Here is a 14,699-nt window from a genome sequence, read left to right on the forward strand (position 1 = left end):
CCCACTCAGACGCCGGATAGATGAAAGCAAGCCAAACACGACATCAAAAACAGTATTGCAGAAAAGGGGGTAACCATAGATGTAGGAGTGAGCCTGCTCGCGATAACGCCCGACCAGCCGCTGAAAACCTGACTGAATGGGCACAATACAAAGGTTCCAGTATTGGCCTCAAACCCGCAATCGAATCTGCCGGCCCAACATGTCCATCACATCACAGCCATCGCGCAACAAGATCGCGGTGGCATGCGCCAGTTGTTGCACATCGGGGCCTTTGGCGGATGAAATGTCCAAGCTGGCCAGACTCTTCATCATCTGCGTCGCTGCCAGAAACCGGAGCCGCAGAGTTCAGGGCGGATGGCGGAGGGGGCTTGATGGGCTAGGGCTTCGGCGCAGTTGAGGTAGACGAGGGGCTGTTCTAGGACGTTCAGGAGATAAGGACCATGGGATCGGCAGGGCTGTAGATTGGTTTGATCCTGTTAAAGCTCGTTAGGAATGGAGCCGCTAAACATCGTCTTTCAACGAAGAAGGACGGCGGCTTTACGCAGGTTAGCAGAGCAGGCTCAAGGATCTCGAGCCCCCGCATAGCCGCCATGAAAAGAGTAGGTACTGAAACGTGGCTAGTCTCGGATAGATTATTTTATCAGCCTGATATGATCAAAAAGGTAGCTCATTGAGGTGCCATTGTAAGAATATAATTCAATTTCGTTGAATTCGTTTTGAAAGTTTCTTTCGTAGAACATGAGGCCGGCAGAAGTTTTTATTTCTGCGATTTTAACTCTGTTATTTAAGAAGGCAATAGTGCCGAGTGGTTGGCCTACCGAGTTGGTTTGCAGCCAAAATGATATCTTCGTGTATTTTGATTTTTTTAATATGATTTTGATTTGCGCAGTGTTGTCGTGAAACATGTGTGTGCAATTAAAAGCTCTCCCGTCAATACTGCCGGGAGTCGGGTTGTTAATGATGCTGACGCGTCCAGATGTTCCATTCTGCCCTCCTGTCCCCGAATGCTCGATTGTCATCACTGGTGTTTCAATTCTATCTCCTCGATTTAAAAGTTGTTGAACTGGTACGCCGTCAAAATCTTCCTCTACATAATCAACAACTTTCAACGTTCTTGGTGGTATTGATACTAGTTCGCCACCATATTTCGCTACAGCAGTAAAACTGTATGTTCTGAGTGTCAATCCATCGATTATCTGACTCCAATCTCCGTTTGTCTGAACCTTGATGACAGGTCCTATCGTGGACGCTCCATCGTAGAGTTGAATGTTCTGTCCAGCACTTGCAGTTCCGCTTAACGTAACTGCGGAATCAGCTGTCGTTCCGCCCTCTGCAATGTTCTCCCGGATTGAGTCCTTCACTCCTGTGATCGTAGGTCGAATCTCCACGAATGCGCTTATTTTATAAGTGCGCAACGGAAGAGGCACTGCTGCGTTCTTATCAGCACTACCATCAAGACCGACAAAGCATCTAATCAGCAAATCCGTCCCATCCATGAGCGCTTTCAACCAGTCAACGGGCGCTGTCACCGATAATCCAGTTGGCGAATCATTCGGCTCGCCACTGCGAACAGCCTCTGTAACCGGATTTCCGTTCTTGTCACTACCTTCACACGTGATCCAGAGCGGTTGCCCCGGCTTCTGCAAAGGCCATTTCGCCGATAGAATCCGGGCGTCTGATTCAAGTTCATTCGTTTCCAGCACCTCACCCGTCTCCCCGGCAATATTCGGCGTCGGCAGCCGCGGATCATTCTCGGCAATGGCATTAATAACCAACGCTAAATCCGGCGAATCGCCAATCGGCTTGCCACCACTGATCAACGTCCAATAAAACCTTCTGTTGCTTCCCCGGCGTGCTACCAGAAATGCCGAGCCGAGCGCAAAGTCAGCCTGCTTGCCCGGATCAAGCGCCAATACTGGAAACGGTTCACTCCCCGGCAACGGATCACGTTCCTTGAGCTGAGCTTGTTGTCCCGGCAATGTTTGCGCAAACGCAACGCGTAAGGTGACACCTTGCTCGTAAGCCAGCACATCGATCGGATTGACCGCGGGTGCCAACAACACCGGCGGCTGCATGACCACAACATTAATCGTATAGGCATCGGAACTCTGTCCCGCCCCATACAGCTCCTTCGCCACGAAAACGTATGTTGTCTCGTCCAGCGCCGGAATGAGCAGCGTCCAGATACCTGTGACGCCATCGACATCGGGTTTGCCGTGGGACACGGAGCCGCTGAATACCTCGACTTTTTCCCCTTTTTTCGCGACACCGGTCAGCGTGACAGCGGTTTCTACGGTATTACCGCCATCAGGAATGTCCTCGCCACTCGGTGAGCCAGTGATCCTTGAAATCACCGGTTTGTCATCGCCGACAGTGCCGCCAATCACGTCAGCTTTGGCCACTCTAGAATCGCCAATGACTTCAAGACCTCGTTTGAGCTGGTACGTCACCTGGACCTTGCTGCCCGAAATGACTTCGGCTTTCGCCAGTTTCATAACGCACGGCAGCAATACGCCGAAGTTTTCTTCAAATGTTCCCTCCAGCTCCCATTGCGCATCGGGCTGGGTGGAACGATACAACGCCAAAACTTTATCGCCTTTTTTATGGACGCCTGCTTTGGGGGGCACCACCACCAACAGTGAGTCACCGAGAATCTTGTCCAGATCTACGATTTCCGGTTCATCCATGTCGTCATCAATGACTTCACGCAGAATCGCCTTGTCAAGGATCAATCGATCAAGGTCGATATCCGCTCGACTGATCTTCGACCAGCGTCGCTTGTGAGTAGCATTGAGCAGTTGATCGACCACGGTGTAGGAAAAAGGGCACGCATCCAGACTGCCGATAAGTTGAAACATGTCTGGATCAATGAACAACGGAACCGGTTTGCCGACATCCGCCGGTTTGACGGTGAAAAGGAACCGCTCGCGGCGGATCTCCAGGGTAATCCGGTCGTAGGCTTTCGTGTATGGATAGTCGGCGGTAAGGGTGACGCCTGTCTCGACTTCATCCTTGCCGATGCGCGGCGGATCGCCAAGTTCGGGGGGGAAGTTGAGGTGAAGATAAGGGTGTTCATCGCCTTCATCTTCCGGCACATCGTTGCCGCCGGGCAGGGTGGCGCTGTACAGCACCCATAGCTCTGTGGAGGTCCCGGTGTTGCCGCTGGGGCGGTGCACTTTATAGAGGATCTTGTTGACGACGTTGTCCAGCAAGTCCGCCTGGAATACATCAAATAAAAACGGTTTGTTGCGGTTTTCGGGGGTGACCGGTGTGCGCTGGATTTCTTTTCCGTTGAGCCAGAAGGAGATGGCATTAATGTCGTCGCTGCTGTCGACCGGCGGTGGATCGATGCGCAGTTTCACCGCGCCGGCCAACACACCGTTGCGATTGAGCACCGGGCGGAACAGGTTCAAAGGCACACCTTGCACGGGCACGTCTGGCGGTGGCGCCGGGTCGCTGATTACATCGCTGGTCGCACCGTCGATTTGACCGGGATAGAGCGCCAGCACTGCGTTGTTCACTTTATCGTTTGCCATGAAAGCACCTTCCTTTGTCGGGCCGCCTGATACGCGGGACTGCCGGGATGGATTGATCAGACACCTGAGCAGGACGCTTGCCTACTGTCAGATCTGACAGGTGCGGGCGGGTTTCTGACGAACGGTTGTAGATTCAGGGCTTTTACGGCGGCGAGCCTGCTCGCGAAGGCGCGGTGTCAGGCACTGACGATGCCGCTGGCAAACCGTTATCTCCAGCAGCCTGGCTCTCACATTTTGATATTCGCCAGGCAGCGGTTGATCGGTTTAGAGTGATCAGCCACACATCGATCCAGGAAGGATCCGCCATGCCAGACCACAACGCCGCCATTCACATCGAACGTTTCAACGAATCCCATGTAGAGGCCGTCACCGCGCTGTACAACGATCCGGCCGTGGCGCGTCAGGTGTTGCAGATGCCGTTTCAGTCCGTCGAGGTCTGGCGTCAGCGGGTGTTGGCGGATAACGAGCGGGCGGTGAAGCTGGTGGCGCTGCATCAGGGCGTGGTGATCGGCCATCTGGGCCTGGAACACTATTCGCGGATTCGTCGCAGCCACGCTGGCAGTTTCGGCATGGGCGTTGCGGTCGCGTGGCAGGGCAAAGGCGTGGGCTCGAAGTTGTTGGCGGCGGCGCTGGAGGTCGCCGACAACTGGATGAACCTGCACCGCGTCGAACTCACGGTCTATGCCGATAACGAAGCGGCCATCGGCCTCTACCGCAAATTCGGTTTCGAGGACGAAGGCCTGTTTCGCGATTACGCCGTGCGCGACGGGCAATGGGTCGACACCCTGAGCATGGCCCGTCTGCGCAGTCGTCCGAAAACCTGAGTCAGTCGCCCAGGGCGAACGCCACCGCCGACTGCGCATGCAGTTCGGTGGTGTCGAGCAGGGGCAGGGCGCTGTGTTCGGGTTTGAGCAACAGGCCGATTTCCGTGCAACCGAGGATGATCGCCTGCGCGCCACGCGCGGTGAGGGATTCGATCACCCGCTGATAGATTTGTCGCGACTGATCGCTGATCACACCGACGCAGAGTTCGTCGTAGATGATCCGGTGCACGTCCTTGCGCTCGGCTTCGTCCGGCACCAGCACCGTCAAACCCTGAGCGATCAAGCGTTGCTTGAGGAAATCCTGCTCCATGGTAAAGGCCGTGCCGAGCAAACCGACGGTGCGGGCATCAATGTCCAGCGCAGCCTGCGCGGCCGGCTCTGCGATGTGCAGGAACGGAATGCTGATCGCCGCCTGAATCTGCTCGGCGACCTTGTGCATGGTATTGGTACACAGCACCACACAATCAGCGCCGCCGGCTTCGAGCCTGCGTGCGGCATCGACCAGAATTGCCGCCGCATCGTCCCAGCGCCCGGCGTGTTGGGCCTGCTCGACCGGACCGAAATCGACGCTGTACATCAGCAATTGCGCCGAACGCAACGGGCCGAGACGATCACGGACTTGCTGATTGATGAGTCGATAATATTCGGCGCTGGATTCCCAGCTCATGCCGCCGATCAGGCCGATGGTGCGCATTGGATGTCCTCAGGCAAATGACAGTGTCGAGCGTACAGGTTTGCCCGGAGTGTCCTTTTGTTCGCGATCCGATGCCAGCGACAAGTGACTGTACTGCTGATCTTTCACGCAAGTGTCATGGTGCTTCATCGGGCATGCTGCAGGTTAAACGTACGCCGGGGCTGGTATCTGCCACTATCGACCTTTGCAGCTCCTTTCCGAGGAACACCGCTATGGACGACGTACAACAATTGGGCGAAATGCTTCGTCACTACGCCGAGAGTGAAGCGCACAAGAAACAACTGTTCGAGACGCAATCGGCTGCTTGGGCCACGCGGATAACTGCGCTGTTCGGCGATATTCAGCAATGGCTGGAACCGGTGCAGGCGCCGAATCTGCTGGAGGTGAGTCGTGAGGCGTATGTCGCGTTCGGGCCGAGCAACCCGGTGGAGACGTCCACGTTCAAGACGGAAAAGCTGAGCATTGTGATTGCCGGCAAACCGGTGGAGTTCGTGCCGGATGTGATGGGCAGTGGCGGGCAGATTTCACTGGCGGTGATGGGACTGACGGCGGCGCGTTATGGCAGCATTTCGCTGGTGGGATTGGCGAATGGTGAGTGGCAGTGGCGCAAGACCAATGGGCTGAAGGATCCGGATACGTTTGCTTTCGACGCCAACTTTCTCGCCCAGCAGTTGCAGAGTCTGATTCCTCGCGACCGTAGTTAAGATCAAGAGCTTACCCCCTCACCCCAGCCCTCTCCCCCAAGGGGGCGAGGGGGAAAGGGAGCCGATTGGGGGATGGCCAAAACCTGAGTTCGACTTGATATTTCAGGTCGACGTAACACGAACAAACAACCCGGTCAGTTCCCTAGCCCTCTGGGAGAGGGCTAGGGTGAGGGCAGCCCCTCTGACACCCCTCACATATCGAGATTGACCCACCCCGGCTTCGCCACCTCCGGCGCCACCGCTTTCACGGTTTTGCCAGTGGCCAGCTCCACCCGCCGCGCCACCTCCGGGTCATCGGCAAACGGCACCATGCTCGCTTCATCCAGGCTGTCCGCCGTCTCCCGCCGCAAGCAGTACTCCACTGCCAGCCACAGAAACACCACACCCAACACATCAAAGAAAATCTCCATCACGAGCGGCTCCCTGCCTCAGGCGATCTGCGCTTCACGGTGGGCCAGCGCGACGTCGGGGACCCGCACCGTGCGCCACACGTTGTAAGCCATCAGCAACATCCCGGTGAGGAAGAACACCCCGCCGGCAAAGCGCACGATGAACCCCGGATGACTGGCCTGCAGCGCCTCGACAAACGAATAGGTCAGCGTGCCGTCCTCGTTGATCGCTCGCCACATCAGGCCCTGGGTGATGCCGTTGACCCACATCGAGGCGATGTACAACACCGTGCCAATGGTCGCCAGCCAGAAGTGCAGGTTGATCAGCGGCGTGCTGTACATCTGCTCGCGGCCAAAGACTTTCGGCACCATGTGATAGGTCGCGCCGAAGGTGATCATCGCCACCCAGCCCAAGGCGCCGGCGTGCACGTGGCCGATGGTCCAGTCGGTGTAGTGGGAGAGGGCGTTAACGGTTTTGATCGCCATCATCGGCCCTTCGAAGGTCGACATGCCGTAGAACGCCAGTGACAGCACGAGGAAGCGCAGGATCGGGTCGGTGCGCAACTTATGCCAGGCACCGGACAAGGTCATCATGCCGTTGATCATCCCGCCCCAGCTCGGCGCCAGCAGGATCAGCGACATGGCCATGCCCAGCGACTGCGCCCAGTCCGGCAGCGCGGTGTAGTGCAAATGGTGCGGGCCGGCCCAGATGTACAGGGTGATCAGCGCCCAGAAATGCACGATCGACAAGCGATACGAATACACCGGCCGATTGACCTGTTTCGGCACGAAGTAATACATCATCCCGAGGAAACCGGTGGTCAGGAAGAAGCCCACCGCGTTGTGTCCGTACCACCATTGCACCATCGCATCGGTGGCGCCGGAATACACCGGATAGGACTTGAACCAGTCCACCGGAATTGACAGGTGATTGACCACATGGAGCATGGCGATCACCAGAATGAACGCGCCGAAAAACCAGTTGCCGACGTAGATATGCTTGGTCTTGCGCTGCACCACGGTGGTGAAGAACACCACGGCGTAGGCGACCCAGACCACGGCCATCCACACCGCGCCGGAGAATTCGATCTCGGCGTATTCCTTGGTGGTGGTGTAGCCCATCGGCAGGGTGATCAGCATGATCACGATCACCGACTGCCAGCCCCAGAAGGTGAACGCGGCGAGGGTGTCCGAGTACAGCCGTACCTGGCAAGTACGCTGCACCGCGTAGTAACTGGCGGCGAATTGCGCGCTGCCGGCGAAACCGAAAATCACCAGGCTGGTGTGCAAAGGGCGCAAGCGGCCGAAGGTGGTCCATGGCAGGTCCAGGTTCATCTCCGGCCACACCAGTTGCGAGGCGATCAACACGCCCATCGCCATCCCCACCACACCCCAAAAGATCGTCGCAATGACAAATTGGCGGACGACCTTGTAGTTATAAGCCTGTCCGATTGTTGCTGTGCTCATGGTCAGTTCATCCACGGTTGCAAAGTCTTGCCAGGCCACCCGGTCTGGCATGAGCTGCACTGTAGAAACCCCGTCAGAAACAAAACAGGCTCAGGAATCTTTCATTTGTGCGGATCAGATTGAAGGGCTGACTGCGGCGTTCTGCCGCGCCCTGATATGGTTTTTATCGCTTCAGGTGAATCTGTAACGTGCTGCGCTGCTTCGTCATAGTGCTCTGAAGAAAACTGTGGGAGCGAGCCTGCTCGCGAATGCGGTGTGTCAGCCAACAATGCAGTTGCCTGACACACCGCATTCGCGAGCAGGCTCGCTCCCACAGATATAACTGATGAGGTGGCAGGCATGTATCAATACGATGATTACGACCGGGCGCTGGTGTTCGAGCGCGTCGCGCAGTTTCGCGATCAGGTCGAGCGCTTCATGGCCGGGGAATTGAGCGAAGAGGAGTTCCTGCCGCTGCGCCTGCAAAACGGCCTGTACCTGCAAAAACATGCCTACATGCTGCGCGTAGCGATTCCCTACGGCACCTTGAGCGCCGAGCAGATGCGCACGCTGGCGAGCATCGCCAGCGATTACGATCGCGGTTACGGCCACTTCACCACGCGGCAGAACATGCAGTTCAACTGGATCGAACTGGCCGAGGTGCCGGACATCCTCGAACGCTTGGCGCAGGTCAACATGCATGCGATCCAGACGTCCGGCAATTGCGTGCGCAACATCACCACCGAGGCCTTCGCCGGGGTTGCAGCAGACGAATTGATCGACCCGCGCCCGCTGGCCGAGATCCTGCGGCAGTGGTCGACGATCAACCCGGAATTCCTGTTTTTGCCACGCAAATTCAAGATCGCCATCTGCTCGGCGAAACAGGATCGCGCGGCGATCATGATGCATGACATCGGCCTGTATCTTTACCCCGGTCGCGACGGGCAAATGCTTCTGCGAGTGATCGTCGGCGGTGGCCTGGGGCGCACGCCGATCCTCGGTCTGCAGATTCGTGAGGGCTTGCCCTGGCAGCATTTGCTGTCCTATGTCGAAGCAGTTCTGCGGGTGTACAACCGTCACGGTCGACGTGACAACAAGTACAAGGCGAGAATCAAGATTCTGGTCAAGGCACTGGGCATCGAGGCGTTTGCCAAGGAAGTCGAGGAGGAATGGCAACACCTCAAGGACGGCCCCGCACAGTTGACCGAGGCCGAATACCAACGCGTTGCCAGCGCCTTCGTGCCGCCGGTTTATCACAGCCTGACCGACACCGATCTGGACTTCGGCACGCGCCTGGCCGAGAGCCCGGCGTTCGCTCGTTGGGTCGCGCGCAATGTGCAGCCGCACAAGGTGCCGGGTTACACCAGCGTGGTGCTGTCGACCAAACCGGGCATGGCTTCGCCGCCGGGGGATGTGACCGGTGTGCAGATGCTGGCGGTGGCGGACTGGTCGCAGCGTTTCGGTTTTGGCGAAATTCGCATCGCCCATGAGCAGAACATCGTCCTGCCCGACGTGGCGAAAACCGACCTCTACGCGCTGTGGCAACTGGCGTGCAAACACGATCTGGGCAGCGCCAATGTCGGCCTGCTGACCGACATCATTGCCTGCCCCGGTGGCGATTTCTGTGCCTTGGCCAACGCCAAATCGATCCCGATTGCCCAGGCGATTCAAGCGCGCTTCGACAACCTCGATTACCTGCATGATCTGGGCGATATCAGCCTGAACATCTCCGGCTGCATGAATGCCTGCGGCCATCACCACATCGGCAATATCGGCATCCTCGGCGTCGATAAAAACGGCAGCGAGTGGTATCAGATCACCCTTGGCGGCGCACAGGGCAAGCACAGTGCGTTGGGCAAAGTCATCGGCCCGTCGTTCAGCGCCGCCGAAGTGCCGCAGGTGATCGAGCGGATCATCGGCACCTTTGTCCGCTATCGCGAGCATGAGGAATTGTTTGTCGACACCGTGGCGCGGATTGGCCTCGAGCCGTTCAAGGAACGGGTCTATCCGAAGACGCTGGAGGCCACGGTATGAATAATCTGTTGCGGCTGGAGCAGGGTGTGGCGCGAATCGTGACGGACGATCCGTGGACGTTGGTGCGCGATCCGTCAATGCCGAGGTCCGACGGATTGCTGATGCTGCCGTTGGCGCAATGGCTGGAATCGCCGTCAACCCACGCGGTATGGCTCGGCCCGGACGACGAGGTCGAAAGCCTGGTGCCGTGGCTGGTCTCGTTACCGCTGATCGCGCTGGATTTTCCGAGTTTTCGTGATGGCCGCGCCTACAGCCAGGCTTATCTGCTGCGCAGTCGTTTCGGCTGGGCAGGGGAGTTGCGTGCGATTGGCGATGTCTTGCGGGATCAGCTCAGCCATATGCGCCAGTGCGGGTTCGACAGTTTTGCGGTGCGCGAGGACAAATCCGCCGAGGATGCGCTGAAGGGGTTGGCCGGCATGAGCGTGTTGTATGGACGTTCGGTGATCGAGCCGCGTCCGTTGTTCCGTCGGCGCTGACGATCTTTTGATCTGGCTTTTACCACCGGGGAAACCCCTAGAAACCTCATGATTCGGGCATTTTTCCTTGGGTCGATGGTGGCCTTTTGGTAGAGTCGCCGTCGCCAGCGGGTTTTCGGCTGGACGATGGAACCGAAGAAGGGAGTCTGATCAGTGAGTCCGGGCAAAAAAATCCTCGGCCTCACAGCGTTGCTTTTAATGGTGACGCTGTGGGCCAGTTACTTTTACGTATTCAAGGAAAACCGCAGCGGCCAGCTCGGCGGCGTCGGCGAAAGCACCGCGTGGTGCGGCACGCCGCCCTCCACGGAGGCGGCGTTGCTGGGCAAGGACCAACTGACCTTGCGCGTCACCAACAACCTGCGCGGCGAGTTCATGCTCAGCGGCTCGTTGGTGGTTTCGGAACGCACCTTCAACCGTTACGACCTGGGCCGCAACGAACTGCGTTTGCGACTGGAACCGTTGCAGTGGTCCTACGGCGTCACGCCGATCTTCCTTGAACAGGTCAAGGTGCAGTCGCTGAGCCGCAACCTGTCCGCCACCAACAAAAGTGCCTACGCCGAACTTGAACCACGGCCGATCGGTGTACAGGGTCAGGTCACCGAATTCCCCTTCGACACCTATCGCTACGGCTACAAACCGGTGCTTTATTACCTCAAAGGCAGCGAGCGTATCGACCTGCGCTTCAAGAACATCACCACGCTGATGGAGATGTCCAACACCTTCACACCGATTCAGAAATACAACCGCGTCGACTACATCAACGAGAACAACTCGATGATCCGCGACGATGATTACAAGGCTTACGGCCCGCACGAATGTGCCTTTAGCGTCGAGCGCAAGGGTTCGTTCAAGGTAGTCGTGCTGTTGCTGCTGCTGGTGTTGTGCCTGCCGTTGCTGTTGGTGTTCTACCGTAATGAGCCGGGGATCGACTTTCTTGCCACGCTGTTGGGCGCCGCGATCGTGCGGGTGCTGCTGATCGGGCCGGTGCAGGATTTTCAGCTGTACAACATCGACTTTCTGTTGGGCGCGGCGATTCTGCTGGTGGGCACGGTGTCGCTGATCAAGGCGATGCACATCAACAGCCGGCGGGAGATGGCGTTGCGCAGTGGTGAGACTTCGTCCTGGTGATGGGGTGAACCCTTGAAAGCCCCTCACCCTAACCCTCTCCCGGAGGGAGAGGGGACTGACTGTGGGATATTTGAGAGATACACCGACCTGAACGATCGGCCTTGAATCCATAGTCGACTCGGTTTTTCAGGTCGGTGTAACTCGCCAGACAACTCGGTCGGTCCCCTCTTCCTCTGGGAGAGGGCTAGGGTGAGGGAAGCCAATCTCCAGCCAATCACTTAAGCGCCGGATCCCCCATATTCATCTTCTTCCAGCCCTGCAACAGCACCTGCGCCTTTGGCTCCTGCCCACTGTCGAGATACCACTGAATCAGCGACAACCGCGCATTGCGGTTCGCCGGTTGCACCTTGAGCAAACCTTCCAGCACCGCACACGCCTCATCGACCTTGCCGCTTTCATGCAGCGCCACCGCCAGCACATAACCGTACTGCGCGTTCTGCGGTTCCAGTTGTGCGGCTTTCTTCAGCGCAGACATGGCTTCGGTTGTCTTGCCGGCGCGGATCAGCGACAAGCCACGGGTGTGCTGCAACAGCGCCGCGTCCGGATGCTGCTTGAGGCTGTCATCCAACAGCGTCTGGGCTTCCTGGCCGCGACCATTGGCCTCCAGCCATTGCACCAGCGTCACCAGCGCCGGGTAGAAATCCGGGTCGCGTTTGAGTGCTGAACGCAGCAGGTCCTCGACTTCCGAACCACGGCCACTGGCCTGATACAGCATCGCAAGATTCAGATTGGCTTCAGCACGCTCCAGCAGACTTTTCTGTACCGCTTCGTACTCGGCAATCGCCGCATCCCAATTGGCTTGCGCCGCGCCGAGACCGTTATTGCGCGCAACACTCAACAAGTCCCGAGCGGCAACGATGCGCACGGCTTTTACTGGATCAGCGAGCAGCGGCGACAACAGCGGCGCACGCTCCGGTGGCGGCAGGAATGCACTGATCGCCCGCACCGCACTTTCGCGCACCTGCGGCGCCGGGTTTTTCAGATCCTGCGTGGCCAGCTTCAACGCTTGCTCACTCGGATACAGCGGCAGCTCCGCGAGCAATGTTGCGCGCTGAATTGCCGGCAGATTGCTGCGCTGCAACTGCTCATACAACGCCTGCGCAGCACCCGGTTGACCGTTGCGGATCAACCAAAGGCTTTCGTCGTAACGCGGTGCCAACGGCGCGGTGGAAGCGCTCCACAACTTGAACTGCGCGGTGACCTTGTCGCCAGCCTTGCCCTGATGGCAGGTCAGGCAGGCGTCAGGTGTGCCCAGTTTTTGCGCCCGTTCCGGGTCGGGAATGCTGAAGCTGTGGTCATGCCTGAAGTCATTGCCCATGTAGAACTTGCCGGGCATGTGACAATTCACGCACTGCGAGCCGGGCTGGCCCATGGTGTGGCGGGTATGTTCGACGGAGTCGTAGTTCTTCGCTTGCAGGCCTTTGCCGTCAACGCCTTCGATCGGAGTCTTGCCGGCGGTGTTGTGGCATTGCAGGCATACCGCGTTGCCCGGTGCTTTCAGTTCGGTGCTGTGCGGGTTGTGGCAGTTGCTGCACCGCACGCCCTTGTCGAACATTTTGCTTTGCAGGAACGAGCCGTGTTCGAACACTTCATCCTTGATCTTGCCGTCCAGCGCATACAGCTCGCGGGTGAGGGTGCTCGGCAGGTAGTCGTCCATCAAGCGCTTGCCGACGGTGTAGCCATCGCCCAGCGGCGCACGCCGCGCGTGGCAACGGGCGCAGGTTTCGATCTCGACGGTGGCGTTCTTGTCCTTGAGGTCGACGTCAAAACCCTGATGGATCAGATCGGTTTTTTTCTGCGTCCATTCCAGGTGATTCGAAGCCGGACCGTGGCACGCCTGGCAACCGACACCGAGGCTGTTCCACTGGCTGTTGAAGGTGTTGCTCGGCGCATCGAAATTGCGCTTGAACCCAGTGGTGTGGCACTCAACGCACATGAAGTTGGCGTTCTGACTTGGCTTGCTCCAGTGCAGCGGGTTCTTGAAGTTCACGCCCTGGCCGGAGTAGAGGTGAAACCAGCGGTGTTTCTCGGTATCCCATGCCACGCCGAGCGCCTGCAAGCGACCTTCGCCGACCTCGATCAGGTATTGCTGCAGCGGCGCGATGCCGAAGGTATATGCCACTTTGAAGTCGACATTCTTGCCGTCGATGCCGGGGGTATTGACCCAGAATTCATCGCCCTTGCGCGAGAAACGCGTGGTCTCGTTTTCGGCTTTGAAGGTGATGTTGTTGAAATCGCCGAGCATCGTTTCAGCGTTCGCCGGCTGCATCGCCAGTTGGTGATGCGAGCCTTGCCAGTCCTTGACCTGTTCGCTGTGGCAGCCCTGGCATTGTTGTTCATCGACCATCGTCGCCGGTTTGCTTGTGAGCACGGCTTGCGGCTTGGCAGGGGCGGCAACGGGGGCGCTGACTGGCGCAGGTTTCACCGGGACCGGGGCCTGCGCAGGGCTGAACAGAAACCAGCCGATGCCCACGACAGCGGCCAGCAGCACGCCAATGGTGATCGGAAACAGATAGTTTGAGGGTGAAGATTGAGTCGAATCAGGGTCAGGTTGTACTGCTTTGTTTTTATGCTTGGGCATTGCGACTTCCGTAGTCCAGGTGCATTTGCCGTCTGGCGTGCGTTCAAGCTCGATGCAGCTTTGCCGGATGACCGGCGTCTGTCAAATGACGGTTGTGATCCGCCACGCAGCCTTGCGTGAATATTGTGCTTTGCAATCGCAATTACTGAGGTTTTAGCTATACCTGTAACTCCCCCGGCAAAGTTTTTGGCCTTCTGACAGGAGTTACAGCATGAAGCTAGCAGTGATGATGGGCACGCTGTGCATTGCCACCGTGGCGATGGTGGGTTGTTCCAGCAAAACCGTCGACCCGAAAGAGTACTCCGGCTTCCTCAAAGACTACAGCCAGCTCAAGGAGGCCAAATCGCCGTCCGGTGCCGAGGTGATGCGCTGGATCGATCCGAAGGTCGACATCAAGAAATTCACCAGCGTTTATATCGAACCAACCCAGCTTTACCCGAAACCGCAACCGACCGCGAAGATCTCCCAGCAAACCCTCAATGGCATCACTTCCTACTACGATCAGGCGCTCAAGCGTGAAATCGGCAAAGACCTGCCGTTGGCGACTGGCCCCGGTCCAGGTGTAATTGTGGTGCGTGCGGCGATCACCGCCGTGAGCAGCAAGACCGAAGGCCTGCACGCGTATGAAGTGATTCCGATTGCCTTGGTGGCGGCAGCGGTCAGCACGGCCAGCGGTATTCGCGATCAGGAAACCACCCTGGCCACCGAAGCGGTGTTCCTCGATGGCGCGAGCAACAAGGTTATCTCGCAAGTGGTGCGCAAAGGCACCGGCAAGCCGTTGGAAAATGACACGCAGGCGATGTCGGCCAATGACGTCAAGCCAGTGATCGATGGCTGGGCCTCAGACATGCGTCAGTCGTATCTGAAGCTCAAGGCCGGCAAGTAAG

12 protein-coding genes are annotated in these 14,699 nt (G+C 57.9%); 6 read left to right on the top strand and 6 right to left on the bottom strand.

The features are described 5' to 3' along the window. Nucleotides 1–168 precede the first annotated feature (168 nt). Complete coding sequence (locus ACIF4X_RS00005) at nucleotides 169–291, bottom strand: hypothetical protein (RefSeq protein WP_397480394.1); 123 nt, start codon at nucleotides 289–291, stop codon at nucleotides 169–171. A gap of 341 nt (nucleotides 292–632) precedes the next feature. Beyond that, entirely contained in the window at nucleotides 633–3,536 is a 2,904-nt protein-coding gene (locus tag ACIF4X_RS00010) for a hypothetical protein (protein ID WP_397480395.1), read from the bottom strand. Nucleotides 3,537–3,841: 305 nt separating this feature from the next. Here ACIF4X_RS00010 and ACIF4X_RS00015 point away from each other — a divergent pair, with 305 nt between their 5' ends. Beyond that, the gene (locus tag ACIF4X_RS00015) at nucleotides 3,842–4,360 is read left to right on the top strand and encodes a GNAT family N-acetyltransferase (protein WP_397480396.1); all 519 of its coding nucleotides are present in this window, start codon (nucleotides 3,842–3,844) and stop codon (nucleotides 4,358–4,360) included. 1 nt (nucleotide 4,361) lies between these two features. Here ACIF4X_RS00015 and ACIF4X_RS00020 read toward each other — a convergent pair whose 3' ends face one another. Further along, complete coding sequence (locus ACIF4X_RS00020) at nucleotides 4,362–5,054, bottom strand: aspartate/glutamate racemase family protein (protein ID WP_397480397.1); 693 nt, start codon at nucleotides 5,052–5,054, stop codon at nucleotides 4,362–4,364. A gap of 212 nt (nucleotides 5,055–5,266) precedes the next feature. Here ACIF4X_RS00020 and ACIF4X_RS00025 point away from each other — a divergent pair, with 212 nt between their 5' ends. After that, nucleotides 5,267–5,758: a hypothetical protein gene (locus ACIF4X_RS00025; RefSeq protein ID WP_397480398.1), complete on the top strand. Its 492-nt coding sequence runs from the start codon at nucleotides 5,267–5,269 to the stop codon at nucleotides 5,756–5,758. Between the two features lie 191 nt (nucleotides 5,759–5,949). Here the strand turns inward: ACIF4X_RS00025 and ACIF4X_RS00030 are convergent, their stop codons facing one another. Both ACIF4X_RS00030 and ccoN read right to left on the bottom strand, forming a co-directional pair. Next, nucleotides 5,950–6,168, bottom strand: a complete 219-nt coding sequence (locus ACIF4X_RS00030) for a hypothetical protein (protein ID WP_016983187.1) — start codon at nucleotides 6,166–6,168, stop codon at nucleotides 5,950–5,952. Nucleotides 6,169–6,186: 18 nt separating this feature from the next. Further along, a complete protein-coding gene (gene ccoN / locus ACIF4X_RS00035) occupies nucleotides 6,187–7,614 on the bottom strand; it encodes a cytochrome-c oxidase, cbb3-type subunit I (RefSeq protein ID WP_397480399.1) in 1,428 nt (475 codons plus the stop codon). 339 nt (nucleotides 7,615–7,953) lie between these two features. Here ccoN and ACIF4X_RS00040 point away from each other — a divergent pair, with 339 nt between their 5' ends. The 3 genes from ACIF4X_RS00040 (at nucleotide 7,954) to ACIF4X_RS00050 (ending at nucleotide 11,231) form a co-directional block, all read left to right on the top strand. Next, the gene (locus tag ACIF4X_RS00040) at nucleotides 7,954–9,627 is read left to right on the top strand and encodes a nitrite/sulfite reductase (RefSeq protein ID WP_397480400.1); all 1,674 of its coding nucleotides are present in this window, start codon (nucleotides 7,954–7,956) and stop codon (nucleotides 9,625–9,627) included. Then, nucleotides 9,624–10,103, top strand: a complete 480-nt coding sequence (locus ACIF4X_RS00045; protein WP_397480401.1) for a DUF934 domain-containing protein — start codon at nucleotides 9,624–9,626, stop codon at nucleotides 10,101–10,103. Before ACIF4X_RS00040 ends, ACIF4X_RS00045 begins: the two co-directional genes overlap by 4 nt. Before the next feature lie 153 nt (nucleotides 10,104–10,256). Then, a complete protein-coding gene (locus tag ACIF4X_RS00050; protein WP_397480402.1) occupies nucleotides 10,257–11,231 on the top strand; it encodes a hypothetical protein in 975 nt (324 codons plus the stop codon). A gap of 214 nt (nucleotides 11,232–11,445) precedes the next feature. Here the strand turns inward: ACIF4X_RS00050 and ACIF4X_RS00055 are convergent, their stop codons facing one another. Next, nucleotides 11,446–13,812 carry a tetratricopeptide repeat protein gene (locus tag ACIF4X_RS00055; RefSeq protein WP_397480403.1) on the bottom strand — a complete coding sequence of 789 codons (2,367 nt, stop codon included), beginning with the start codon at nucleotides 13,810–13,812 and terminating at the stop codon, nucleotides 11,446–11,448. A gap of 211 nt (nucleotides 13,813–14,023) precedes the next feature. On the opposite strand from ACIF4X_RS00055, the gene ACIF4X_RS00060 reads away from it, so the two are divergent. Next, nucleotides 14,024–14,698: a DUF3313 domain-containing protein gene (locus ACIF4X_RS00060; RefSeq protein ID WP_397480404.1), complete on the top strand. Its 675-nt coding sequence runs from the start codon at nucleotides 14,024–14,026 to the stop codon at nucleotides 14,696–14,698. Nucleotide 14,699: the final 1 nt, after the last annotated feature.

It is taken from the genome of Pseudomonas sp. NPDC085632 (assembly GCF_044541255.1).
In the GTDB taxonomy this organism is placed as follows: Bacteria; Pseudomonadota; Gammaproteobacteria; order Pseudomonadales; family Pseudomonadaceae; genus Aquipseudomonas.